The organism is Rhodococcus sp. AQ5-07 (assembly GCF_009707305.1).
Lineage (GTDB): Bacteria > Actinomycetota > Actinomycetes > Mycobacteriales > Mycobacteriaceae > Rhodococcus_F > Rhodococcus_F erythropolis.
In genome coordinates, this window is the sequence record NZ_CP046102.1 from 46,935 (window position 1) to 71,964 (window position 25,030).

Here is a 25,030-nt window from a genome sequence, read left to right on the forward strand (position 1 = left end):
GTCGTGGTATGAGTGGGACTATACGCAAGCGCCAAACCGTTTGCACCCAAATGGTCAAAAATGTCGATATATCTTTGGGTGGTCGCCGGCCCTCGGAAAGTTCACATCGATATATTTCGACGATAGAGGGAATCATTTAGTTGCGCACACGCCCGAGTCTGACTGGGTGGATGGGCACTTGCAATTCTTAGGTGAGACAGTACTTCCAGGGGAAGGTCTGGTGCAGTTTGTGGATGACTTTACTAGCGCGGGACCGGGTCGACTGCACAACACGGTGTGGATCACGCGTGACGGTGAAAAACGATTGCATGCGACACTAGATTTTCGAGATATTGGTCCTGCAGCATCGGGTGGAACTCTAGAGCTAGGCTGATTGATGCCAAAGATTATTCTTGCAAACTTTCGGTCAGATTACTCAGAGGACGTGAAGAGTGTTTCTGGATTTCCGGCTGGTATGTCGGCGGACGGTGACACAAGTTGCCGGTTTGTCTGGCATGTCGAGGAAGGCGATGTACTTGTCGTTCCTGAGTTCAAGGACGCAGGACATATCGCCAACTTCTGCAGGCTGACGGGCATTTCGGCCTCCAGCTTCCGTGTCTTGGAGGCTGACTACGCGCTTAGTGATAAGGAGTTGGCAAGTTCTGAGTTTCAGGCCAATCTGAAACAGGAGATGCGCGGATTATCTACATCCGATGAGTGGTCGATGTACGCCTGTGTTGTGACTCCTGGCATAGTCCAATTGGCTGATGCCCTTGCAGTACCTCGACCGCTGGGATCAGGATTTGCGCTGGAGGGCGGAGTCGACCTCATTAATTTGAAGTCGACATTCCGGAGATTCGCCGCGGGATCGAGCATACCCCGCGCTGAAGGCGTGGTGGTGCGCACTGAATTCGAGCTCACGCGAGCAGTAAAGGAAATCCTGCCGCTAACTGGGATGGCCATACTTAAGCAGGACCGAAGCGGAGGCGGACATGGCAATATTGGATTGACATGGAAGTCTAGCAACGAACAATTGCCAGGCACGCGGGTCACAGAACGCGTCTCGGCCCCTGAAATTGCAGATTTATGTTCGTCATTGTGGGCTGCCTACGGTTCACCTTCCGCTGAGGGGTGCCTGGTTCTGGAAAGTTTTGAACGTTCGGATACGCGTTTCTTTTTCGAATTCAATATTGATGATACCAGCGTTAATCTCGTCGACTCCGGGATGATCCGGTACGCCGCCGTCGATGACGAGAACTCAAGTGCTGACTGTAGTGACGGCGCGAGCCCACGGTGGGTAGGCCTTGATCTTTGGTCGACCTCAGATGCTGGGTTAGCCTCAGAGGCACAAGAATGGTGCGAGCGATATCTCAATGTGATTCGTATTTTGGGTTATCGAGGTTTCGTAAATATGGACGGCCTGGTCACACTGGACGGGCGACTGATTTTTCACGAAATAAATGCACGTTGGGGCGGTAGTCTTGTCTATCACGAGACTGCACGACGTCTCACTTCCGATTCATACAGAGACCGCCTATACGTTCGATCCGAACTAGGAACAGTCCCTGTGGCCTTCCCGTTGTTGCTGGATCTCTTGGAGCGGGAAAGTCTTGCGTTCAGTTCGGCGACAGGCTCCGGAATCGTGGCGCTCGCCGGATGGTCCGATTTGGGAGGCGGGACTGAGACTTTAATCCTGGCTGATTCAGAGAAGGAAGTTGTAAGTCTGACCGAGAAGCTTCGTGCTGGCATTGATCTACTAAACGGGCCGAAATGAGTGAAGGTCCGTTAACGATCGGCATGTCTTACGATTTCGATGCTGACGACTTTGTGCCTAGCGAACTCAAATGGAGTGAGGGTGCTGTCACCAATATCGGTTTGGGCGTATCGGAAATGGATTTCGGTACATCAGAAGAGGTTCGGTCGGCTGTCGTCCGTGCGATCAAAGATGGGGTTCATGGATATTTGACACCTCAAAGGGCCTCCGAGACGGTCAAGGCATTCACATTCTGGCAAGCAAACACACATGGCTGGGATGTCGATGAAAGGGTGGTTAAACTACTCCCAGATTCAGCCACAGCTATCGTACATATTATGCAGTACCTAGTCGACCCGCGATGGCCAATTGTAATCATTTCTCCGTGTTATCCAAAGTTTGAAGCGGCCGCTCGGTCGCTCGGCAGAGTAGTCATAAATGTGAGTCTTGGGGACTGGCAAACCGGCTACAGGCTCGATTCGGAACGTGTATCGGCAAGTCTTCATGGTATCGGGCCTGCGCTGGTGATATTGTGTAACCCGCATAATCCAACTGGTCGCGTATTCACCTTGCCGGAACTTGAGGGCTTGGCGTCTGTGGTGGCTAAGAATGGCGGCTCGGTTCTATCTGACGAAGTTCATTCAGCACTGACTTTCGCTCCTGCTGAGCATATACCTTTTGAGTTAGTCGCTAAGAATTATGGAATCGAAACCTTTACTCTTTGCTCCACTACGAAGGCGTGGAACACTTCGGGGCTTAAGTGCGCCGAGCTTGTGTTACCGCATCGAGGCTGGGCGGATCGGTGGGATGCGCACACGGCCCTATCAGTGGCGTCCGGAGCCACATCCACTCTCGGCGCAATTGCAGCCGGCGTCGCCTATAGCGCGAACGCTGTGTGGCCGCGTGCTGTGCAGAAATACCTGGATTCGAATCGTCATGTGCTTTCGGAGTTCATATCAGAGCGCTTGCCACGCAGTGCGTATGTCATCCCTGATGCGTCGTTTGCAGCCTGGGTTGGACTCGGTGCGTACATCCCTAGGGACGTACCTTTCCATGACCTTTCGTCGTATATTTCAATTGGCGCGCGCGTAACTGTGGACGATGGCAGTAAATATGGATCAGATTTTGGTGACCATATCCGCATCAGTTTTGCTACGTCACAACCGGTTCTTTTGCAGGCACTGAAACGAATATCTGATCTCGTGAATCAGACATAGTGGCGAGCAGAGTAAGTAAGCACTGGCAATTATTCGAATTATCACCGCGACAAAGTCTTAGTATTGACGTCATGCGGCTATATGGAAGGAATGCAAACCGTGTCCAATGAATCTGTCACCTCAGCCCTAGACCGGATCCTCCGCGTGCAACTGCCGAACATCGGCGACGCCGTGGTTATCGACCAGCACGAACCTCTTTCGCGCTTCGGATTAGACTCATTGGGTATGGTCCAGGTAGCGATTCAATTGGAGCATCAGTTCGACATGGTATTTCCGGACGGGTTTTTAACTGCAGAGACCTTCGAAACACCCGCTGCCCTCGTCGCCGCCGTCGCAACCTTGCGTCCGGATCTGGACACCGCTTCATGACCACCGACACGGTGCGTGAGCCCGCAGAGGTTGTTGCAGCCGCTGTCGACGTCGCCGCTGCACACGCGGAGCAGGTGGATCGTGAGGGGCAGTTCCCGATTGCCGCAGTGAGCGCGCTGCGAAGCGGGCGATTACTGTCCGCGGGCATCCCGGCCGAGTTCGGCGGCGGCGACCAGGACATCGCTATGTTGGCGCGGACGACTACCGCTCTCTCTCGAAAGTGCGGTTCCACCGGCTTGATCTTTGCGATGCACCAAAGCCAGGTCGCCTCGCTAGTCCGGCACTCCGAGGACGAGGCAGTACAGCACGCGCTGCGACGTATCGCAGCCGGTGAACTGTTGGTTGCATCGGCGACCACGGAGGCGAGTATAGGGGGCGACGTGCGTACGAGTTCTTGCTTCGTCGAGCGCGACGGCTCCCGCTTCCGGCTGGAGAAGCAGGCCCCTGTCATCTCGTACGGTCGGCACGCCGACATTATTCTGGTGACTGCCCGGCGCGACGTGGCCAGCACTCCGCAGGAGCAGGTCCTGGTAATCTGCGACCGCGACGGCGTCACCTTGGAGCAGAATGTCGACTGGGATGTGCTCGGTATGCGCGGAACGTGCAGCCACGGTTACGTACTGCAGGCAGAAGGCAACACGGATGCCGTCATGTCCACCCCATATGCCGTCATCAGCGCCCAGACAATGCTGCCCGTAGCCCATATCCTTTGGGCGGCAGCGTGGCTGGGCATGGCAGAGGAGGCCATCGCCAAAGCACGGCTATTTGTCCAGGCGTCCGCCCGCAGGAAGCCATCGGTGTCACCGCCGGGCGCGCTACGGCTCGCCGAGGCCACAGCCCTGCTGCATCAGATGCGGGCACTCGTAAGCTCCGGCGTCGGTCGTTTCAAGGAGCTCGCCGGCTTCCCCGAGGAGCTGACACGCTTTGCGACGGTAGTCGAATTCAACAGCCTTAAGGTCTCCGCATCATCACTAGTGATGGAGATCGCGACAGCGGCTATGTCGATCTGTGGTATCGCCGGTTATCGCTGCGATGGTGAGTACAGCGTGGCCCGAATTTTGCGCGATGCGCACGGCGCTGCTCTGATGGTTAACAACGATCGAATTCACGGCAATAGTGCGCAACTCATGCTCGTCGGGAGGACGTTTTGATGCGGCTGGAGGACCGATTCTTAGCCGCGCTGGCTAACCATCGGGACGAACCAGCCATCGTGGAGCCGAATCGCTCATGGTCGTTCGCCGAGGTTGACGCGCTCGCTCGACACTGGGCTGGGCAATTGCGCTCTCAAGACGGGAGCCGCCCAGCTGCGGTCGCAGTGCTCTCGGGACGCAGCGCAACAGGCTATATCGGTGCCCTCGCGGCATTATATGCCGACAGTATATTCGTCCCAATCAATCCGATGTTCCCCGCCGTGCGTAATGCCAGCATGATGACCGCGACCGGAGTGGGGATGCTCATCGCCGATGTGACGGCCAGCCGGGAGTTGGTCGCTGCAATTCTCGCTGTCCACCCGGTTCCGGTGCTATGGGTGGATCTCAGCGCACAGGTCCCGGTCAGCGCGGCTGAACTCGATCAACGACGTTCTGAAATCGCGTATGTGCTCTTCACATCCGGTTCTTCGGGGACCCCGAAGGGCGTGCCGATCTCACATGCCAACGTGGACTCGTTTCTCAACGCCGCGCTCGCTCGTTACCCGATGTCCCCGCCTGATCGGTCAGCTCAGACCTGCGACCTGACTTTCGACCTTTCTCTGGCGTCGTTGTTTCTGGCTTGGGCGCAAGGATGTGCCATCGTACCGGCCTCTATATTCGCCATGGCTGATCCGGCGAAGTTCGTGGCCCGCTACGGGATTACCACGTGGGTGTCGGTGCCGTCGGCGATCGGCCTGGCAAACGATGCAGGGAGGCTAGATCCAGGTTGCCTGCCCGGCTTGAGGATCAGCATATTCTGCGGCGAGGCCTTAACGGTCGACGCGGCCGTCGCATGGTCGCGGGCCGCACCTAACTCTGCCGTCATCAACAATTACGGTCCAACTGAGCTGACGATGTTCTGCACCGCGTTCACATTCCGCTCCGACTATCCCGTGGACGGACCCACTGTTCCCATCGGGCACTCGTTCGAGGGAGTTGAGGTCGCTGTCGTCGATACCGCGGGTCGCCCAGCCGATACCGGTGAGCTTCTGCTGCGGGGCGGGCAGATGTTCGGAGGGTACCTGGACCCTAGCCACAATGAGATGGCATTCACGGATGCGGAGGCGCCGGGCGGACGCTGGTACAGAACCGGCGACCTAGTCAGGTCCGGCGTTGATGGTCTCACCTACCTTGGCAGGCTCGACGATCAACTCCAGGTGGGCGGCTTCAGGGTGGAACCAGCCGAGGTGGAACAGATGATCCGTACCTCGCTCGGAGTGAGCACCGCAGTTGCGGTCCAGCGGAGAAATATGATCGTCGCGTTCGTGTCGCCAGCGCCGGCGCAGTCGGCTAGGGACCCGCTCCTCCTGCTTGGGGATGTGTTGCCTGCCTACATGTGTCCGAAGCATCTGGTCGTCGTTGACGAGCCACGACTTAACGCCAGCGGCAAGATCGATCGCGGCTATTACAAGAAGCGCGCCACCGAGCTCGTGGCCTAAGGGGCTTGTGCATTGTCACGCGAGCCTGCTGATCGATTCAGCAAGCCTCGACGGCTCTTGTTCGGTCAGACACTCTGAGAGGATGCCCCCGTGGCTGCAACGATTACAGACCTATTCGCGGTCGCGTCGAGGACGTATGCGAACCTCGATGCAATTCATATTGACGAGAATACCGTCACATACGCGGAATTCGACGCTCGCGCCAATGCGGTGGCCGAAGCGCTGATCGAACGTGGTGTCGAGCGAGGCGACGCGGTAGGCGTCTGCCTTGACCGCTCAGTCGAGTACGCAGCGGCGATATTCGGTATCCTCAAGGCAGGTGCCGTCTGCTTGCCACTAAGCCCAGAAGATCCACCGGAGCGCACTCAGGCAATCTTGATGAACGCGGCCGCTGTAGCGCTTATCGCGCCTGATGCCGTAGCTAAGCGGCTCGCCTTCGCGCACCCACACTTCGAGGTGTCCGATCGAGTATCAACGACTGCGCCGCAAGTTGTCATAGCACCGAAGGATGCAGCTTTCATATTCAGCACCTCGGGCTCCACTGGTCTGCCGAAGCAGGTGATTCTTTCGCATGAGAACTGCGCGGTTCAGATACCGTGGATCCGCGATATATTCGGCGTCGGCCCCAACGATCGTCATCTACTCAAGATGTCGGTCAACTTCATAGCTCTCCTGCATGGCCTGCTTTGGCCGCTACTGACCGGCGGCAGCACGGTGGTTGTTCCTCCGGGCAGACAAGCCGACATCGGCTACCTAACGAGAGTGACGGCTCGCAAGCAGATCACCATTGGGACCTTCATACCATCGGTTATGCGCCTGTTCCTAGAACAGCGTGAGGCCGCCAGTTGCGCTGGGATGCGCCATGTTCTCAGTGGAGGCGAAGCCCTATCGCCAGCCTTGCAGCAGCAGTTCTTCAAGGTTCTGCCAGGTACTGCACTGCACAATGTTTTCGGAGGCAGTGAGGTACCGCTTGTCTCCCATTGGCGTTGCGAGCCAGGCGAAGAACGTCCCGTGCCGTTGGGCTATCCGGTCAAGGGCGTAGTCGACGTACGTGTGTTAAACGCTGACCGCACTGCTACGGCTCTCGGCGAAATTGGCGAGTTGCACGTTAGCGGACCCGGCGTCATGCTGGGTTATCTCGACCAGGCCGAACTCAATGCCGATCGGTTTTCCGCGATGGGATTCCGTACTGGAGATCTTGTCCGTCAGGACGCAGATGGTCTCCTCACATTTGCAGGACGCGCCGATCAGCTCGCCAAGGTGCGGGGATTCCGCATTGAACTCGGCGAAGTGGAGGCCACTCTCAGTTCACACCCGGACATCCGTCAAGCCGTTGCGATGGTTCACGAATCCGATGGCCAACACCAACTGGTTGCCTATATTGTGGGCCAGGCTAGCCGCCTGCAATTGCGCGAGCACCTCGCGAGCCGGCTCCCCGAGTATATGATTCCTGCTCGGTTCATTAACCTTCCTGAAATTCCGCTGTCGGCCAACGGCAAAGTCGACCGACAAGCGCTTCCCAAACCACGAAACTCACCCGTCGAGCGGATACGCCCGATCGTCGCACCACGAGACGATATGGAAGCGGCGATACTTCAGATCTGGCAGCAGGTGCTGGATATCGACGACATCAGCATCCAAGACTCCTTCACCACGGACCTCGGTGGTGACTCGCTGCGCGCGGTCGACGTATCGAACAAATTGGAAAGCCTATTGGCGACCGAGTTGCCGTTCGAGGTATTTATAGGAGCGGAGACAATCGAGGAACTCGCCTCCGCATGCCGCCATCACCTCGCTAAACGATGATCGCGGGGGAAAATGAACCTTCATTGGGCATATTTCTGACCCAAGTAGGTTTCACAGTCGGAGAGTCGGTCCGAATAGCGTCATTGCCTGAGATCTTGCCGTCGACGGAAACGCTGGACCGGCTGACGCGAGGCGGGCTGGCGAACATTCGACAATCCGACCTAGCGGCGTGGCAGCTAGCAGTAGACAGCGCGCGGTTAACGCTTGATTCGTCCGCCACCGCAGACGTCGATCTGGTCGTCTATGCTACCGATACTTTTTGGGGCAACGACGAGCACGAACTGGATGCAGGGCGATTTCTGCAGGCTGCTGGGCTGGAACGCACCCCACTGATCGGCGTCGGCCTAGCCGGCTGTGCGAATTTTGCCGTCGCCATGCGCACCGCGGTGGCATGCCTGCGTGACGGCGATGCCACGACGGCATTGGTCGCCACCGCTGATGTTTGTCAACCGGGGCAACGCCTTCTCGATAGTGGCATCGGGGTGCTCAGCGACGGAGCTGCCACGTGTGTCGTAACTACCCGTCGCCCTGAGCATGGTCTGCAGTTTCTTGGGATAACTATGGCGGTCGAGGCGGGATTGCATGCTCTGAGGTCAGCGTCCGAACCGATGGCGATAGGGATGGCGATGGCGATGGCAACGTCCCGAGGAGTACAGCGGGCAGTCACCGCGCTCTATGAGAAAACAGGGCTCAGCCCGGGGGACTTTTCCTACCTTGTCACCAACAATTACGTTGAGTCCTCACTGAAGGTTTTCGCGAACGCTGCGGGGCTGCCTTTCGACCGAACCTACCGGGGTACGGTTGCGGGCTACGGCCATTGCTTCGCGGCGGACGCTCTCATCAATTTCGCCACCATGACTTCCGAACGCATCCTGGAACCAGGCGATCGGGTTCTTGCGATTGTTGCGGGCTACAATTCGTGGGCCTGCATGGCATTCTCAGTCGTCTAGTAAGTCGTGGAGCTCAACGAATCGCAGTTCGCCCTCGAAGAGGGCCCGTGCTTGGATGCTTTCCGTTTTGAGTGTCCGGAGTTGCATGCCGACAAGTACAGCAGTGAGGCCCGCACCGAATCCGGTGCGGGCCTCGTTGGGTGGCTAGCCCAACTGTGCATTCATCTTGTTCGCGAACCATTCCGCGTCCGACTGGACCATCGGTCCGCGTAGGCAGTAGCGGCCGCCGTTGTCTTGGACGTAGTGGGTGAAGCACTCGTTCTCGTATCCGCCGTGTTCTTCGGTGCGGGGTATCGCGACAAAGCGTGTGGGAGCGGCTGTTTCGGTCATGGTGCCGCCTTCCTGCGAGTCGGTAGAGTCGCTCCCCTGTCACCATGTCGAGGGTGGGCTGTCAACCCCGTAGAGCGAAGCGTGGGTTGACTGGTCGGGTTCCCGGCATGGTGTTCTGGGGCGACTTGTACGACGACTTTCTTGACCACTCGGTGCTGCGTAGCGGCAACGGCACCGAAGGTGGCGTTTGGTTCTCGTGTGTGACCTGGTGGTGGGTGTGTGAGGTAGGTGGGCACCTCCCGCGCAGTGCGCTGGCGGGTGATTGTGCGGGAGCTGCGCAAGCTGGACCACGGGTGGTGTCGCGGTAGCTCTGGTTTGTGGTGGTGAATGAGGATCAGGTCGCCACGTGTGACCGATCTGCACGGGTTGGTGCAGGTCAGGACTTCGGCTTTCGCTTCGGTCTGGTCAGTGTGGCGACCTGATGCTCGTCGCGGTGTTGATGGTAGTTCGGGGGTCTGACATTTGGTGATGGCGTTCGAGGTCCGATGACCTCAATCAAAATCGGGGTCCGGTGGGCGTCTTCGCGTTAGGTTCGGCGGTGTTCGCGCCGGGCTTGTGTGATGGGCGTGGGGTTCACGTTCGCCTGGCGTTGTTCGCCCTCGAATCGCGCCAGTTTGTAGCGCTGGATGTTTGTCTCGGACTTGCGCCGTGCCCAGGGGCGTAGCGCGGCAGCGAGGCCGGCCACTACAAGGGGGATGGCGGCGAATGCGAGGCCTATCTGCCATGTTGCGATGGAGTCGGGGATGACGAGGGAGTCGGGTATCGAGATTTCCATTCCCCCGCTACCGGTTTGAGGCCGGAATACGGTACCGATCATGATTCCGGCGACGAATGCGAGGCCGACAGCTGCGAGGAGTGCGATCACTCGGATCTGGATCTCGTTCTTTCGGCTCATGGTGTCTTCTTCCCCCTGGTGATGCTGTGGTTGTGCAGCTCGCTCCGATTGCTTTCGAGTATTGCAGCGTCCGGTGACAAGTTTCCGTCGCGCTTCATGCGGTGGTGGATTTCAGATGGGCCGTGACGGTGTCTTCGATGCGGGTTGCAAGGTCGACGTCTTCTCGTAGGGTTGCTGATGCGTTGGCGGCTCCGATGGTGCCGGCGCAGAGGTTCCAGGCGAGCCGGTGTGTGGTGGGGGTGTCGGTGAGTTCGCCTTCGGTGATGGCTGTTTCGATGATGCCGCTGATGGCGTCGACCCAGTGTGCGAATGCTGCGCCGTTGTTGATGGTGGGTTCGAGGGTGAGTTTCATGCCGGCGCGCAGGTTGGTGTTCTCAGTGATTTGATGTGCGAGGGACGTGAAGATCGCTGTCAGCTTCTCCCCTGCCGTGCCGCTCGGACTGGCCGCTAGTGCTTTGCTGATGGATTCGTTGACGGTGCGGTTCCAGTCCGAGATGAGGTGTTCGGCGATCGCCTCTTTGGATGGGAAGTGGTAGTACATCGCGCCTTTGGCGAATTTTCCGGTGTGGCTGATGGTGTTGATGCTGGTGTCGCCGTATCCGTCGGTGTCGAAATGTTTGGCGGCGACGGCGATGATCGCTTCGCGTGTTCGCACTGCGCGGTCCTGCATTGCTGAGTTCTTGCTGCCGGGGATGCGCCCGATCCGAGGTCGGGTTGGCGTGGTGGCAGCGCCTTCCGGCGTGGGTGCCGGTTCGTTGGGGCTGTTCACAGGGATGCTCCTTCGACCATGCGGGCGGCGGCTGGGTCGGTTCCGCGCCACATCAGCAGCAGATCGTCGACTCGTCTGGTGATGGTGTGGTTTTCGTCGAGGCTAACGGCAACCTGCACAGCGCCGACGAATCCGGCGCAGAGAGTGTCTGCGAGCCTGGACATACTTTCCGCGCAGTCGAGGGAGCCGCAGCGGATTGCGTCGACGACGATCGGCGTGATCGCGTCGGTCCATGCCTCGTAGGTGGCGCACGCATCACTGAGCGATTTGTCGACGGACAGGATGAGGCCGGCGCGGGTGATCGCTTCTGTTTGGGTGCGGCGGGCGAGTTCGCGGTAGATCATGATCATTTGCCGATCGGCGGGTTGACCTGTCGCTGCGGCTTTCTCGACTGTCTCGGAGACTGCGGCGGACCAGCGGCGGAGCATCTCGCTCGCGATGGATTCTTTCTTCGAGAAGTGGAAGTACAGCGCGCCTTTGGTGGTCTCGGAGATCGCCAGGATGTCGTTGATGCTGGTGCCCGCGTACCCAGTTTGGCTGAACAGGGTGGCGGACACCTCGAGGATCGCTTCTCGGGTGATTTTCGCTCGTGGCTGCATAGGTGGTCGGCCGGTTTTGCCGTGGTCGACGCCTTCGGAGCGGTCGGTATGATTGTTCATGGTCACAGGTGCTTTCTGTGGTCATCGGCCCTGACGGTGTTCGTAGCACTGTCGGGGCCACCTTGTTGGTGGGACTTGGTCAGACGGTGGCGAGTTCGCGGTCGGCGATGCTGTCAGAGGACCGGAGGTCGGGCAGTGGTGGGCTCGTGAATCCTGCTTCGCGGGCGGCGATGTCGAACTTCTCGTACCGTCGCCACGCTGTCGAGATAGCGACGGGTGGTTTCGATTCCAGCGCGATGGTCTCCCATGTGAGGTTCGGGTTCGTGAGCTTGCGGACTGCGGTGTCCTTCACGTCCTTCTTGAGATTCGAGCTGGCGATGAAAGCCATGAGGTCGTCCATTGCGGTGTCGACGTCGGCGGCTTGGGCCTCTTCGGCGTCTTGACGTCTCAGGGGCTCCGCCGCGGCGTCTGGGGGATCGATGTCGTCGTGGCCTTCACACGTTATTTCGTCGACGAAAAACGGTTCCGCAAAGTCTGCAAGAACGTCGCCCTGGCCGGTCTGTGTGTCCGCCGTTGTGGTGTCCTCGTTTCGTTCCGCTTCCACCAGCTCCGCAACATTGGGGTCGTTCTTTTCGCGGGCGTGGGGGTCGCGGACCGGTTCCCGACTGAGGGTCAGATCAGTCGCAACGCTCTTTGCATTCTCACTGTCGGTGGAGTTTTCGACGATCGCCCGGTAGGCGGCGTACGCCATTCCGACTGCCTTAACCAAGATCGTGATTCCGTGCGTGAACGCCAGGACCAGAGCCGGCGGAATGATCGCTATGGCCGCTGCAATGGCGGGCGCGAGGGGGCTGAAACCGAGGTCTCCCCCACCGTTGATGAGCTCTCGTGCGGTGATTGCTGCGTGGTAGGCGTGGTACGCGTTGCCGAGGATGCTGATCACGACGACGCTGACTGCGAGGGCGATGTAAAAGCCTCTGTCGCGGCGGTTCATCTTGAGCTTGCTGAGGATGACGATGGCGATAGTGGAGCCGAGGATTGCGCTGTCGACGATGGCCGGGAAGATCCAGGTCAGGTGTTCTGGGATCAGTGCTTGTCTGGCGAGGTCTCGTTGTACGGCGAAGGAAAGTACGAATGCGCCGGTGGTGATGCCGAGGGCAATGACGATCGCGAGTGCGAGTGCAGCAAGCAAAGCGCCTAGCTGAATACGGGCAGCTCTGAGGCTAAAGTCGGTCATGACTGGGTTTCTTCCTTCAAGTGGTTTCCCTGTCTGGAGCCTCGTCGGGTGCATCCGGCGGGGCTCCCTTTGCATTTCAGATCAATCAACGCGATCGCTACCTGGTACTGCGTCCATGCTTTTTGTAGTGGTCGGGGTAGGTCGACTGAATTGCCTGCTCGATGATCGAACGGATGCTGTGTCCGGTTTCGTCTTCGACGGCGTCGATAGTTTCCCGGAAGCTCAAGCCGAGTCGGGTTGAGAACTGGATGACGGGTTCGGCTTTTTCCTTCTTCGGCCGCCCTACTGGCCTGCGTGCGGCTGGAACCTCTGCCGAATCGACAGCCTCGTCGACGGCCGGACGTGGCCCTCTCCGAGGGGCGCTGAGGTCAGGTTCTTTGCTCATTAGTTCATCCCTTCGTTCGGTAACTCATGAGTTCATGCATTGCTGCATTCGTTACGTAACTCACGCATGAGTTAGTGCATTCACTCATTATTGCACGCGTGCATGAATTAATTAAGTTGACTCACGCACTCATGCGTTAATGAATGCGGAAAATATCTGCTGGTAAGCGGCGAAAACCGGCTCGCCCTTGTCAAATTTTCCGTACCACTCGCCGGTCATACGCGACTGATCGACGATGGTGCGATTCGGAATGATCGGCGTGAGAACGAGGCCCGTTTCCCTCAGTCGCTCCAGCGCTTTCACTGAAACTTTCGTCATCACCGTCTCCTTGACGGCACCGACGATGATGCCTGCCTCACTGAGACGGCAGGGGGCACCGATCGCTTCGCGGCTTTTGCGGAACTTTGCGACGGACTCTTGCGCACCTTCAACGCCGTCGATCCCGTCTTGATTCGCGGTTGCGGCGTAGATGACCTTGTCGCTGGCGGCGAGCGCATTTTGCGTGAGCGTTCCACCTTGGCGGTTAGGGCAGTCGATGATGCGAATTTCCGCGGTGTGCCCTTCCAGCGCCGTTGCAAGCCTCAGTTCGGCGTGATCTTCGTAGTCCCTCTCACGGTTCGACAGTGACCTTGAAGACGGAATGATGCGCAGATTGTCGTCCCACCCGCTGTCAATGGCGAGGTCTTCGGCCCACCCTTCCGGGTTTTCGTCGGCCAGGATCGCGCCCACGTGCTGCCACGATTCCTCCGGGTAGCTGCCGATCCATTTGGTGGCTGCACCTCGGGGATCGAGGTCGATGAGGGTGGTCTTCAACCCTGACAGGGCAGCCACCATTGCGAGGGAGACCGCGGTCGTCGTCTTAGTGACTCCACCAGCCTCGCTGTACACCATGATTGTCGTCATGCATGAATGCTAGCACTCATGCGTTAACTCTGTCTGTAGTTAATGAGTTCATGCATGCATTAATTAACGCAACACCGCCGATTGCATTTAATCACGGCATCACCGCTGGTGAGGAAGTTTTGCGGTCCGCTGCACTTCCGCTCCCACACCACTGTCAATTCGAGGCAAAGACGCAAAATGTGCAAAATGTGGAGCGCGTCCTGGCGTTGCCTGACGCATTCCACTGTCGCAAAGGTCTTATGTCCGGAGGCAAATATTTCGCCGTGCTGGGCCGAAGACTGTCACTCCGCGTTCGACGTCGGCCGGCGTGGAGCTGTGGTGAACGAGAGAAACCCGGTCTGTTGCGTGCACTGCGGCTTGGTCGTAGGAGTGCACGGTCGCGTTGTCGTAGGCATAGGTGGTGGTGTCTTCTCCGACTTCGCCGAAGGAGTCGTCGACGAGGTTGCTTGTGGCTCGGTTGGTGGCGCGGACGCGTGTGGTGTCGAATGCGTCGGTATGGGCGTTTCCGTAGGCGAAAAGGGTCGTGTTTCCGAAGATTTGGGCGCGGGCCGCGTCGGTGGCCACGATCTGAGTGCTGCGCTTCGTTTCGGGTGTCAGTCGGGTGATGATGACCCGTGAGACGCCGACGATGCGGATCGTGATGCCGTCGGGCAGCTCGGCGTCGGTGAGTTCTAGAGGTTCGTCGTTCCGGTGGTCGATGACGATCGTCTTTGCGCCGGTGCGCAACCGTTCGTGGATCTGGGTGACTGTCTGGCAGGGGGTGAGCGGCCGGCGTTTGACGGGTGGCTTTGCGGCCGGGCGTTTTCCGTTCATTGCTTACCCCGATCTGAGAGATGGGTGATCCACACGGGCGAGGTTTCATTCTCGCGCGCGGATGCCTGGGTCTTTCGGAGGCGGGCGCTGTCGGCCGCTCGGCGGGCGACGAAACGTGCCGCTTGGCGGCCGGGGGAGTCCTCGGCCGCGGCTGATGCGTACCGGCCCCGTTCCGCCTCAAACGCTGCCGCCTGTCGTTCGCGTTCGGATTTTTCCTGGTCAGCGGCTATCTGAGCGAGAACGTGCGGGGCGAAGGCGAGATCCTGCTGCTTCATGAGCCAGCGCATGAACGCGATGGGGTGCTTCGGGGTTGGTGCCATCCGTGTGGCTTTGCTCCAGGCGTCGATCGCGTCGTTGAGATCCGCTGCCGTCCAGCCGTGTGCGGCTGGTTCGGTCAGTGCGGGTGCCCATCCTCGAGGGGTGTGTTGGCGCGACCAAACGGGAGTTCGCGGGTTTCGGAGCCATTTGGATGCGAGTAACAGGCCTTTCCTGGTCGCTTCGGCCTTCTCGACATCGGCTTTGGACTCCTTGCGCCGCGGAGCGGCTCGTTTATCCACAGCTCGTTTAGTAGTTAGAACCTCTCTACGAGAGGAAGGGATACAAAACTGACCCCTGCGGGGGTGGGGTGCCATCTGTATAGATCCATCGACGATGATGCGGGTGTTATCCACAGGTTTCCGTGGGTGCAATGCCCAGACAGATGCCCATCCTCGGCCCTTGTCTTGGAAGCGATGTGAGCCGAAGCGTTCGCCTCTACGGCGAAGCCGGCCGCGGAGTACCTCGGTGGCCACACGGAGCAGTTTGAGGGTCTCGCGGGCACGCTGAACAGTTCGCTTCTTCTTGCCGGTGCGTTCGATGAGGGTCGGGATTGACAGCCGTGAATTGCGTCCGGTTTTGAAGTCGGCGGCTCCCGCCATTGCGGCGGCGACGCTCAGGAGTGTTCTGAGGCTGATTCCTCCACCGGTGCTGGCGACGAGCTGAGGGCGGATGGTGTTGTATTCCGCCATGTATGCATCGCGGACGATCACTTCGACCCAGTGCTGTTGTCCGTGCCAGTACGCGAGGCCGGCGTGCGCGCCCTCGTCGAGTTCAAGGCGGACTTGGCAGTAGCGGCGGCACGCTGCCGCGCGACCACCGAGAGCGTTGAGGTACGCCGGGGTCAGTGAATGGCACTGATGCCCGTACAGGTGTCCCGGCATTCTGCGGGGTGTACGAGCGGTTCCGTAGCGGCGCCGCGTAGGGCTGCTACCGCAATACGGTCGTTGAACAGGTGCATGCGTGTGCTCCATCGCTGAGACACGCGAGTCAATTATTGAAACTTCATCAGAGCGCGATGTACCCTGAGACCTGTCACGCAAGACAGTCCCTTCGGGGATATAGCAGCACCGCTGAGAATCGAGCTGGTAACTCGATCTCACACAACTTCGACGGACCCTCGGCCTACCCGCCGGGGGTTCTTCTATTTCTCAGCTGGTCAGCGGTGCCACAGAGGATGTGGCGGTCGGTGAATCAGACGTTGGTTTTGCCTGATCACGGGCGCTTTTAGGCAGAGAGTGGCAGCACCCCCTGGCGAAGTTCTTCGGCGAGTTCCGGCCGGCCGGCGTCCAGGCAAATGAGATCGGATATGTAGACGCTCACTGAGGAACAACCACGTGCGGCAGCGAGCGCCTCGACGTCAACGCGGGCCGGGACGCGTGCTTTGTACTCACCGCGCTCGCCCTTGCTTCTGCGACCCATCGCAATCTTCCTTCCGCCAGACACTTCGTTTTCTGGGACAGTTACGATGGTGCAGCACTCCCGCCCCGCAGAGGGTTCGACACGCCGTAGACGTATCAACAAAATCTATCATCGTAGATTTTAGCTGCACGATCTGAGGATCGGTGGGGAGTGTCCTCTATCTTCTGCGATTAGCCAAAGCGGCCGTGCGCGCCTGCGCGGCTTCGTCCAGAGACTCCTCCAGCGAGCTTCCATGTTCCAGACCAGTAGCGAGGGCGGTTGCTACAGCCAGCGCATCCCCGATCGCCTCCGTGGCGCCGCTTCCAGATGCTGGGGAGGCTGCATGTGCTGCGTCCCCGATAACCATCGTCCGCCCACTTCTCCAGCTAGGCATGTTGTCGTGGGCTGTCGCATTCGCTACGAACACTTCGTTCGTGCGCTCCAGCAGTGATGGCGTGAGTTCTGCGAAACCGAGTCTCTGAGTGAGAACGTCTGACCAGTTCACGATCGACTGCTGTCCGCATTCGTTCTTCGGGAGTGGCCCCTCTGCGGCTAGTCTGGCGAACCAGAAGAGTCCTTGACCACCGTCGCCGTTCAGATATCCCAAGGTGTCGTCGCCAAGGCCACCGTCGAAGTCCTCCTTCAAAAAGGACAGAACGCCTGCTTCTTCGCATGTGTCTGCGGTTGGAATGTGGGCGTAGATCACTGTCTGACCCTGATAAGTAGCGTCAGGGCCCGTTAGGGGGTTGCTCGAGCGCACCGCCGAGCCGACACCGTCACAGCCGAAAACGAATTGAGCCTGAACATCTCGCACCGAGGTAGATACTGTTGCGCGGTCCCCATTAGATGCGACCGAGGCAACGTCCACACCCGTTTCAATCTTGGCGCCGGCCTCCGTTGCTGATTGCGCCAGGTAGTCGATCAGGTCGGCTCTCCACAGGTGTCTGAACTCAGTGCCTGAATCCGTGACAGGCAGTGGTGCGCCTGAGGTCTTGCCTGATCCCGCTCGAACGATTTTCTTGACAGCTACGCCGACGTGACGAAGTTCTTCGCTGACTCCAATCGAGATCAGCTGGTCGATTGCCTGTCCCGAGATCGTCAGGTACGCACCTCCCTGCGAACTCAGGTCGGTCCTTCTCTCCAAGACAAGCACTTCGATATTTCTCCGTCTCAGTGCTGTGGCCAGAGTTAGTCCCGCGATTCCGGCACCTACGATGACTATCTGATTCATGCTTTTCCTTCGGTTGCGGAATAGAGCAAGGAGAATTCGACGATGGATTTCACATCTTCATCAAAGGAATCACCATCCGGGGCAACAATCAGGTGAACCGGGACGATGATCTCTAGCTCGTCAGAGCTTTCCAGAAGTCTACGAATTTCCTTAGCGTTTGCGGCTGCGTCTGCTGCGGCGTAGTCCTCGGGGATGATGCTAGAGCTCAGACGGATCAATCCGTCCCTTATCTCGATGAACATTCGATAGTGCCGAATCATCAAAGACGTGCGTCCTGGAAGTATCGAAGCCCGGGTGCTTGACCGCTTTTTCAACTCATGTCTAGGGAATTTTTTGGACAAGTCGTCCCATAAGGCGGTCATCGCCGAAATATCTTTTTTGTACTTTCTTCGTAGCGCCAACTGAGCCTTGCGCTGCGATATTGCAGGAATGCAGATCCCGATGATAAATAGCAGTATCCCCAGCGACATTCCGGCACGGCCGAGCACCCTCAGACTGTGAGGCATGTATCCGTCTTTGGCCAGGTAAACAAGTTGCAGAGTCAGAATGAGCTCGGCTGCCACCAGGACAAATGATCCAATCGACAGCACTTTCAGACCCCGCGATAGTGCCCCATGGGAGATTTTGGCGGCACGGAACGAGAGCATCGAAATAACGAGGAATCCGATTGGAAAGAAGATCTTGGAGGAGAAGTAGAATCCGACGACGCCGGGGGAGTCGAATTCGAATACTTCCGTCCCTGCTGGCACTACCCAAGTGAAGTACAGGCCACCGAGGACGGATGCCAGAAAGGTCGTTACAACTACAGCCGCATAGGCACGTCGCGCCTTTGGATTACCCCAATAGTAAATGAAGTACAGAGCGGTGCTGAGGATGGCGAGCATGAGGAACATCGACTGCAACCAGGCAAACAAATACGTGTGCAGTCCTCCATTTATCACATCGACTTTGGACGCAATCTCCAGAAGAGCCGAGATGCCGAGCAGTAGGATCGCCCACACGACCATCCACTCAGATGACTTACTGGGTCGTCGCCACAATGCCCACGCACGCCATAGGGCCACTCCGAAAATGACCAACGTACGTGCGATTATGAGAAACCAGATCATATCGACTGAATCCTGTCCTGCAATGCCGCCGCCAGGTGACGCCCCCGCGCACTACTCTGTGCAACTGGAGATATCGCGTATGCGAGGTTTGCCCAGCTCATGACGAGGGAGGCTACGACTTCTGCATCATGCTCGATGACGTTGGAGTAGTCCCCTCTCCGATGTGCGTCGAAGAGTTCCTCGTCGGGGTTCTCCATCAGGGAGCCACAGACCAGATGCCCCAGCTCGTGTGCAACGTTGTGTACCTGATGCACGAGGGTCGCGGCTTGTTCGAAATAGATCACGATTCCCTGGTCATCGAGGAGCGTGGCAGCAAACGGTCCACGCGGCGACAGCGAACGAGCCTCGAGGTCGATAGGGGATCCGATGAGTTCTGAAATCCCCGAAAGAAGCAGCGGCGCTTGCTTATAGGGGTCGACAGCTTGGACGTCGAGGCCACGCAGGAATTTTCGTGTGCGATGCACGAGGCGAAAGTGTCGGAACGCTGCGTCCTCCGGTGGTACGTCGATGAGCGCGGGGTATGCAACTGGCTTCATAGAGCCAGCGTAATTTGCTAGCTACTCTTCCGGCAGGTCAGGTGGATCGAGCGGTAAACCACGGCGCTTACGGAAGGAGCGGATCAGGTCGTTGACTACCTCAAGGTCGCCGCTGTCCAACCCCGCAAGCCGGAAGGCCACCGCATGGACATTCGTATCCGCCCGCAGTCGCGCGTAGTCGAGTTCGGCCTTGGTTCGGGTGGCAGTTTCGTCGTCGAGGAAATAACGGACATCCACTCCGAAGGCCGCGGCTATACCGGCCGCCGTCTTCAAACTGGGGGACTTCGCCCGACCCGTCCGAAGGTGGGATAGGTAGGTCTCGCTGATGGGATAGCCCAGCTCGGTGGAGCGTCGGGCTAGCTGTCCCAGGGTGTAGCGCTTGCCGTCTGCATTCGGCACACCTGCGAAGAGTTGTTCGAGCCGCTCAGCGAACACGCTGGAATCTTCAGCAGGCTGCTCCATGGCGCACCGACTCCTCACCGTTTGTTGGGATCACGACATTTCGAGCACACATCTGTCGGAGTCCAGTGCTATCGTACTTCCGAATCATACGATAGTTACCGAAACGCCGAAGTTTGCCGGTGACAGCACTTTTACGACCGCGAGGACCGATGAACGCACCATCGAGATCATGGACTCTCCCCAATACCTCGTCTTCGCGCTTTGTCATATCCAGCTTTGACGGCGTCGACGTCAACTCCCAGAGCCTCAGCAAGGACGGCGGCGCGTTGGTCGGTCAGCCGCACCTCCGCGCGCTCCAAGGCGCCTATGGCGGTCGTACTGATGTTTGTGGCAAGTCCCAATTGTGGCTGCGTAAGACCCGCAAGAATCCGAAGATCCGCCAAACTGCGAGCGCCTTCCGGCACATCCACAAGGTCGGTGATGTCGCACTTCAACGCTTTGACGACTTGAGCGAGGGTGTCGATCTGCGGCGTCCTGCGCCCTTTCTCCCAATCGGCGACGGCCGTCACGCTGACATCCGCAAATCGAGCGAGGTCAGCGCGAGACATTCCCAGATCTTCCCTGCGCTTCTTGAGAGCGTCAGGGACGAAGTTACGCAGGATTCGCCTGCTCACGCTTTGCCTTCGTCCACGGTTGGTCATTCTTCCAACCTAGCGAGCGTAAGTCACAACGCGCGCATTTCATGCGCGCATTCCATGCGCCTATTTACTGCGCGGGTATAACGCGCTATGGTGATCGAGAGAAAGCTTTTAAGTGCCGAACAACAGACATGAATAAGAAAACCCCAGGGCGTGGCTCTGATTGGCGTCCGAACACACCCTGGGGTTCCGCTGCGACATCACCGCATTTGATGACCTCACAGGTTCTTCAAGTCTAGGTGGCGTCGTTGAATCCGCAACCACCGCCTGGAGGCCGCAATGGGGGATCACGACCACGGTATTTACACCGGCCGGACACTGATTACCGCAAGTGAGCGCCTCTGCGGATCCGAATCGACCGCCTTGACCTTCGGCGAACACAACACTCACAGCCAGCGTTGTATCCCATTGTTCGCGAGCGTTGTTCGGTGCGCAGCAAGGACACCAAACACTGTCTGCGTGCGCGTCCAGGTCAGGGGCTTCTCCCGCGTTTGCCCTATGGGCCACACAGTACTTCCCACTGCATCAACGGTATTCCGCCATTTCGTGGGCAAGTGTCTGCCTTCTTAGGACAGCACCGTCTTTCGAAGCGAAACCTGTGGCCGCGTTCGTGCCACCTCAGTCCGCATCAATTCCCCGTATTTACAACCCAATTGGAAGGTTCCACACAATGAAGCACCACAAGTCTCGGCCTACCGGCCGCCACCGCGCACCGTCTGCGCCTGTCATCGCGGCCGGCACCCTCACCGCTCTGGTTGTGGCCACTTTCGCGACGGCAGGGATAGCGGTGGCAGCTCCGCAGCCAGGGGTGACCGGGCCTGCCCCGGGGCAGCCCGGAGTGACTGCGCCCTCGCCTGCACCTGCACCTGCACCTGCACCTGCACCCTCGACCGAGCCTGTACCCGAGCCTGTCTATTGGGTGCCGCCGCCCGCCGAATACCAGAATGTTCCGTCGCAACCGCTGCCGAACTGGGACTACGATTCCGGCACCTACACGGCACCGGCCGACTACAGCGTCGCCCCGGTGGACTACAGCAACATTCACTTGCCCGGACCCGTCGAGATCGTCGCACCGATCATCGCGCCAAAGGAGAAGGGTCGCATTGGTGATTGGGTCTTCGAGCAGAAGACCTGGATGAGCGATCAGGATCTCGCCCGCACCAACAACACATCTGCCGTCATCGAGAGCCAGGTCTCGACCTTCTACGCCTCGATCGGTATCCCCGTCGACCGCGCGAGCCGAATCGCCGCCGCACAGCTGGCCGGTGGTGCCGGTGGCGCTCTGGCCGGAGCCGCCGCCGTTGGTGTACCCGCAGCAACAGTGGGCGCGTTGATCGGCGGAACCATCGGCGGAACGTCGGCCCTCGGCTTGTTCAGCCCCGTTCTCACGCCGATCGGTGCCGTGCCTGCTGGTGTGGTGGGCACAGCCACCGGAGCAGGTATCGGTGCAGCGGCTCTGGGCGTTCCCGCAGCGGCGATCGGCGCAGTCGGCGGTGGCATTGCAGGCGTTGCAGCCGCAACCGCTTACGGCGCAGGCGAATTGGGAGAACCTGTCGATGTCAGCGACCAGATCCCCGACATCGACCAGCCTGCCGTGACCACTCAGACGCAGAACGTTCTTACCGACTGGGAGAACTCCGGCCCTGTCGGGCAGGCAGTGGCCACCACGGTCCGCGACACCGTCGCCGCCGCACCGGCGATCGACCAGCAGGCCCGAGACTTCGTCGCGGCCCAGCCCGGAGGCGAGCAGATCATCGAACAGGTCGACACCGCCCTCACGGACTTCTTCACCAACGCCAGCCCTGGCCTGGCATCGCAGCTGATCAGCGATGCAATCGGAGCAGGCACACAGGCATAGCCGGATTGGCCGGGACGGACATGCCCGTCCCGGCCATCTGACATGGATTGCCTGGTCGAAGAAGGAGTTTGTAACGATGTTTGGTTCGAAGGGATCTGCCCCTAAACCGGCGGTTCGTAGCGCGACTGGCGGAACTGGTACCCGCCCAGCCCGCCTCCCAAGTCGTCCTCGTATGCCGCATGCTCGGACACCTCGCCGTCAGGTCGCAGCCGTGACGGCACTGGCGATTGCGGTGCTGGTGTTGTTGGTCGGTGTCGTCGTTGGCGCTGCGTCGGTCATCGGCCGGGTCACCGACGACGAGCCGTCGAACATCAGCGAGATCGTCAATTCTGTTGCGACACCATCGACTACACCGTCTCCTGAACCTGTCGGATGCCCTGTGTCTGCTGGTGATCAGAACAGCGGTGAGGGTGTGATCGCAGCGTTCGAGCACGCGTATTACACGCTGCGTTCTGCCGATGCGGCGATCGCGCTACTCACTCCTGGCGCAGCTCCCTTCGCAGCAGATATGCAGTCGGCGATCAATGCGACGCCGGAAGGAACGACCTACTGCATGACGGTGACCGGCGTTTCGGCCGGGACGTACGCGATGGAGCTGGACGAATCCCGCCCCTCCGGCAAAGGCGCGTCGCTGTATCAGCGCATCACCACCGCCGTGATCGACGGTCGGCATTTCATCACCTCCATCACTGATGCAGAAGGAATCCGATGAACATCTCTTCCACCGCCCGCTTCGCGTCGGCGTTCGCCATCATTTCGACACTGGTCGCGGGCCTCGCGGCGCCGCCGCTCCTGGCCAACGCCGCACCGTCGACCGCGTCGGGCTGCACCAAGTACATCGGTGTCTTCGCTCCCGGAACGACCGAGACCCGCGCCGACGCCGATCCGTCGAAGCCTGCCGGAATGTTGGGCCAGGTGGGGGAGAAGCTCGAAGCGATGTACGGGTCAAGTCAGTTCCGGGCTATTTACCCGTCGTACCCGGCCGAAGCGTTTTTGCAGTCCGGCATGACCTACTCGGCATCGAAGACCGCCGGTGATCAGGCAATGGCGACCGCGATGGAGCAGTGCCCGAACTCGAAGTTCGTCATCGGCGGCTATTCACAGGGCGCGCAGGTCGCCAACGACGTCGCCGTCAACATCGGGGCAGGCAGCGGTCCCGTTCCCGCCGCGTCCGTTCTCGCTGCGGTCATGCTCGCCAATCCGAAGCTCGGTACCGCCGGTTCGCAGATCGTCGGCCCCAAGCTCGACGGCCAAGGTATCGCCGGTCCGGCCGCGGAAGGGTACGGCGCCTTGTCGGGTCGGGTCTTCGACATCTGCCACCCGGAAGACAAGTACTGCAACACCAACACCGGCAAAGATTCGTTCCTGGCGTCGTTGGGACGAGTGCTTGCCAACCCACCCGGAACAGTCGCGCCGACCACCGCGACTGCTGTCTCGGCGACAACGACTCCGTCCGTCGCCGGTCAGCCTGCGATCACCCCGACCGAGACGGTCGCGAAGCCGGCGTCGACTCCGGCGGCCGCCGGAACTGCGAATACCTCGGCCGGCGCCGGACCCGCGAACGCGTCGGAGTTCTTGGGTGCGGTGACCTCGAACTACGGTTACGCGGATCTCGCGGCCGCTCCAGGGGCAGCGTCCGCGTTGGCGACCTCGGTGGAGAAGCTGCAAAGCGCGGGCGCTCCCACCTCGACGTCGGCGGCGGTCGATGTCGCCGCGGTTCGTCAGCAAGCGCAACTGTTGGCCGGAACCTTCAAGCCGGTCCAACAGACACAGGCCTGGATGGCGGCGAATCCGGCCGCTCGCGACGGGTTGCGCAGCGCTCCGGCTGATTCTCCTGAAGCCGCCACGAACTCGGTCTTGGGCGCGCTCGACAAGGTCGATGTTCCGCAAGTTCTGGGTGCCGCTGACCAGGTGGTGACGTTGGCGAACAGCATCCTCTCGGGCGGTGGCACCGGTACCGGCGGCACTTACGCGGGCCTGACCGGTCCCGCACAGAGCTTGTCGAACGGTGTGGCTCCGCTGGCGGATACACCGACCGATCAACTCACCACCGCCACGTCGATCCTCTCCGCGATCCAACCGGTGACGATCATCAACCAGATCCTCGGCGTCGTCTCGGGTGTGACCTCGGTGGACTACAACGCCGTCGCGGCCAACCTGCAAATACTTCCCGGTCATCTGTTGGCCGGCAACGTCAAAGAAGCGCACCGGGTCGCGGGGGAGCTGAACAACCAACTCTCGCCTCTGGTGAAGATGGCGGCGGGGGTGGATCTGAAATCGGTGTCACGGATCTTGGCGCTGATCCCCGATCCGTCCGGCACAGCCGCCTCGGCGGCGCTGGTGGCGAACCTGCTGGGCAATGTCGACATCATCCGGCTCGCCCGCGACGTCGGGCAGCTCCAGGAAGTCGCGTGGCAGGTCGCCGAAACCGGGAACGTCCTGGCCCTCGGTCAGCTCCTCCCGATCGGTGTGGACCTGGCGAACGTCGCGCTCGGTGTCCTGACACCGGGGCAGAAGATGACCGCCGATCAGCTCCACGAACCGGCCGATTCGATGACCACGTTGATGGGTGCGCAAGCGCAGAATTCCGACTTCGTCGGTCTCGGTAACTCGGTCCTGGCGACGGTGACCTCCCAAGATGCGCAAGCACTGACCTCTGTCGTCGACGCCGGATTCACCGCAGCGAGTTTCCTCGGCTCCCGCGTTCACGAGTCCTACGGGCAGTGGTTGATCGACGGAAAGCGAACCGCTCTGGACGCGATGGTCGACATCTACCGACAAGCGATCGGCGGCTAGCGCCTGGCGGCGGGTGAGCCGAAAACGCTCTTGGGCGAGAGCTTTTGACG

General features: G+C 59.6%; 25 protein-coding genes. 10 read left to right on the top strand and 15 right to left on the bottom strand.

The annotated features are described in order from the left end of the window. Positions 1–424: 424 nt before the first annotated feature. The 7 genes from GJB56_RS31140 to GJB56_RS31170 all read left to right on the top strand — a co-directional run bounded on the left by GJB56_RS31140 (position 425) and on the right by GJB56_RS31170 (position 8,703). A complete protein-coding gene (locus tag GJB56_RS31140; RefSeq protein WP_154606766.1) occupies positions 425–1,753 on the top strand; it encodes a peptide ligase PGM1-related protein in 1,329 nt (442 codons plus the stop codon). Next, positions 1,750–2,949, top strand: a complete 1,200-nt coding sequence (locus GJB56_RS31145) for an aminotransferase class I/II-fold pyridoxal phosphate-dependent enzyme (RefSeq protein WP_113684322.1) — start codon at positions 1,750–1,752, stop codon at positions 2,947–2,949. Before GJB56_RS31140 ends, GJB56_RS31145 begins: the two co-directional genes overlap by 4 nt. Before the next feature lie 99 nt (positions 2,950–3,048). Beyond that, on the top strand, positions 3,049–3,318 hold the full coding sequence (locus tag GJB56_RS31150) for a phosphopantetheine-binding protein (RefSeq protein ID WP_162793461.1): 270 nt from the start codon (positions 3,049–3,051) through the stop codon (positions 3,316–3,318). Continuing rightward, complete coding sequence (locus tag GJB56_RS31155; RefSeq protein ID WP_113684324.1) at positions 3,315–4,469, top strand: acyl-CoA dehydrogenase family protein; 1,155 nt, start codon at positions 3,315–3,317, stop codon at positions 4,467–4,469. The genes GJB56_RS31150 and GJB56_RS31155 overlap by 4 nt, the downstream gene beginning before the upstream one ends. After that, entirely contained in the window at positions 4,469–5,947 is a 1,479-nt protein-coding gene (locus GJB56_RS31160) for an AMP-binding protein (protein ID WP_113684325.1), read from the top strand. The genes GJB56_RS31155 and GJB56_RS31160 overlap by 1 nt, the downstream gene beginning before the upstream one ends. Positions 5,948–6,037: 90 nt before the next feature. Further along, entirely contained in the window at positions 6,038–7,753 is a 1,716-nt protein-coding gene (locus GJB56_RS31165; protein ID WP_113684326.1) for a non-ribosomal peptide synthetase, read from the top strand. A gap of 83 nt (positions 7,754–7,836) precedes the next feature. Continuing rightward, the gene (locus GJB56_RS31170) at positions 7,837–8,703 is read left to right on the top strand and encodes a 3-oxoacyl-[acyl-carrier-protein] synthase III C-terminal domain-containing protein (protein WP_162793462.1); all 867 of its coding nucleotides are present in this window, start codon (positions 7,837–7,839) and stop codon (positions 8,701–8,703) included. Positions 8,704–8,847: 144 nt separating this feature from the next. On the opposite strand, the gene GJB56_RS31175 is transcribed toward GJB56_RS31170, so the two are convergent. The 15 genes from GJB56_RS31175 to GJB56_RS31245 all read right to left on the bottom strand — a co-directional run bounded on the left by GJB56_RS31175 (position 8,848) and on the right by GJB56_RS31245 (position 20,302). Next, positions 8,848–9,033, bottom strand: coding sequence for a hypothetical protein (locus tag GJB56_RS31175; RefSeq protein ID WP_154606768.1), 186 nt, complete (start codon positions 9,031–9,033; stop codon positions 8,848–8,850). A gap of 526 nt (positions 9,034–9,559) precedes the next feature. Then, positions 9,560–9,928, bottom strand: a complete 369-nt coding sequence (locus GJB56_RS31180; protein WP_113684328.1) for a hypothetical protein — start codon at positions 9,926–9,928, stop codon at positions 9,560–9,562. A gap of 94 nt (positions 9,929–10,022) precedes the next feature. Then, positions 10,023–10,697, bottom strand: coding sequence for a TetR/AcrR family transcriptional regulator (locus GJB56_RS31185; RefSeq protein ID WP_113684329.1), 675 nt, complete (start codon positions 10,695–10,697; stop codon positions 10,023–10,025). Further along, complete coding sequence (locus GJB56_RS31190) at positions 10,694–11,356, bottom strand: TetR/AcrR family transcriptional regulator (RefSeq protein WP_113684385.1); 663 nt, start codon at positions 11,354–11,356, stop codon at positions 10,694–10,696. Before GJB56_RS31190 ends, GJB56_RS31185 begins: the two co-directional genes overlap by 4 nt. A 79-nt stretch (positions 11,357–11,435) precedes the next feature. Beyond that, the gene (locus tag GJB56_RS31195; protein ID WP_113684330.1) at positions 11,436–12,533 is read right to left on the bottom strand and encodes a DUF2637 domain-containing protein; all 1,098 of its coding nucleotides are present in this window, start codon (positions 12,531–12,533) and stop codon (positions 11,436–11,438) included. A 97-nt stretch (positions 12,534–12,630) separates the two neighbouring features. After that, entirely contained in the window at positions 12,631–12,918 is a 288-nt protein-coding gene (locus GJB56_RS31200) for a hypothetical protein (protein ID WP_064074493.1), read from the bottom strand. A gap of 129 nt (positions 12,919–13,047) precedes the next feature. Then, a complete protein-coding gene (locus GJB56_RS31205) occupies positions 13,048–13,821 on the bottom strand; it encodes a ParA family protein (protein ID WP_113684331.1) in 774 nt (257 codons plus the stop codon). 237 nt (positions 13,822–14,058) lie between these two features. After that, on the bottom strand, positions 14,059–14,634 hold the full coding sequence (locus GJB56_RS31210) for a hypothetical protein (protein WP_113684332.1): 576 nt from the start codon (positions 14,632–14,634) through the stop codon (positions 14,059–14,061). Then, on the bottom strand, positions 14,631–15,833 hold the full coding sequence (locus GJB56_RS31215) for a replication protein (protein ID WP_230091277.1): 1,203 nt from the start codon (positions 15,831–15,833) through the stop codon (positions 14,631–14,633). Before GJB56_RS31215 ends, GJB56_RS31210 begins: the two co-directional genes overlap by 4 nt. Before the next feature lie 343 nt (positions 15,834–16,176). Then, positions 16,177–16,371 carry a toxin-antitoxin system gene (locus tag GJB56_RS31220; protein WP_113684333.1) on the bottom strand — a complete coding sequence of 65 codons (195 nt, stop codon included), beginning with the start codon at positions 16,369–16,371 and terminating at the stop codon, positions 16,177–16,179. Between the two features lie 157 nt (positions 16,372–16,528). Then, on the bottom strand, positions 16,529–17,581 hold the full coding sequence (locus GJB56_RS31225; RefSeq protein WP_113684334.1) for an FAD-dependent oxidoreductase: 1,053 nt from the start codon (positions 17,579–17,581) through the stop codon (positions 16,529–16,531). Next, positions 17,578–18,690 (bottom strand): MAB_1171c family putative transporter, encoded by a 1,113-nt coding sequence (locus GJB56_RS31230; protein ID WP_113684335.1) that lies wholly within the window; start codon positions 18,688–18,690, stop codon positions 17,578–17,580. Before GJB56_RS31230 ends, GJB56_RS31225 begins: the two co-directional genes overlap by 4 nt. Next, positions 18,687–19,226 (bottom strand): hypothetical protein, encoded by a 540-nt coding sequence (locus tag GJB56_RS31235; protein WP_113684336.1) that lies wholly within the window; start codon positions 19,224–19,226, stop codon positions 18,687–18,689. Before GJB56_RS31235 ends, GJB56_RS31230 begins: the two co-directional genes overlap by 4 nt. A gap of 21 nt (positions 19,227–19,247) precedes the next feature. Then, entirely contained in the window at positions 19,248–19,688 is a 441-nt protein-coding gene (locus tag GJB56_RS31240; protein ID WP_113684387.1) for a helix-turn-helix domain-containing protein, read from the bottom strand. 167 nt (positions 19,689–19,855) lie between these two features. Continuing rightward, positions 19,856–20,302: a helix-turn-helix domain-containing protein gene (locus tag GJB56_RS31245; protein ID WP_113684337.1), complete on the bottom strand. Its 447-nt coding sequence runs from the start codon at positions 20,300–20,302 to the stop codon at positions 19,856–19,858. 694 nt (positions 20,303–20,996) lie between these two features. Here GJB56_RS31245 and GJB56_RS31250 point away from each other — a divergent pair. The 3 genes from GJB56_RS31250 (at position 20,997) to GJB56_RS31260 (ending at position 24,980) form a co-directional block, all read left to right on the top strand. Continuing rightward, a complete protein-coding gene (locus GJB56_RS31250) occupies positions 20,997–22,184 on the top strand; it encodes an insoluble domain protein (RefSeq protein WP_113684338.1) in 1,188 nt (395 codons plus the stop codon). Positions 22,185–22,395: 211 nt separating this feature from the next. Continuing rightward, entirely contained in the window at positions 22,396–22,896 is a 501-nt protein-coding gene (locus tag GJB56_RS31255) for a hypothetical protein (RefSeq protein ID WP_113684339.1), read from the top strand. Further along, positions 22,893–24,980 (top strand): cutinase family protein, encoded by a 2,088-nt coding sequence (locus GJB56_RS31260; protein WP_113684340.1) that lies wholly within the window; start codon positions 22,893–22,895, stop codon positions 24,978–24,980. The genes GJB56_RS31255 and GJB56_RS31260 overlap by 4 nt, the downstream gene beginning before the upstream one ends. Positions 24,981–25,030 lie beyond the last annotated feature (50 nt).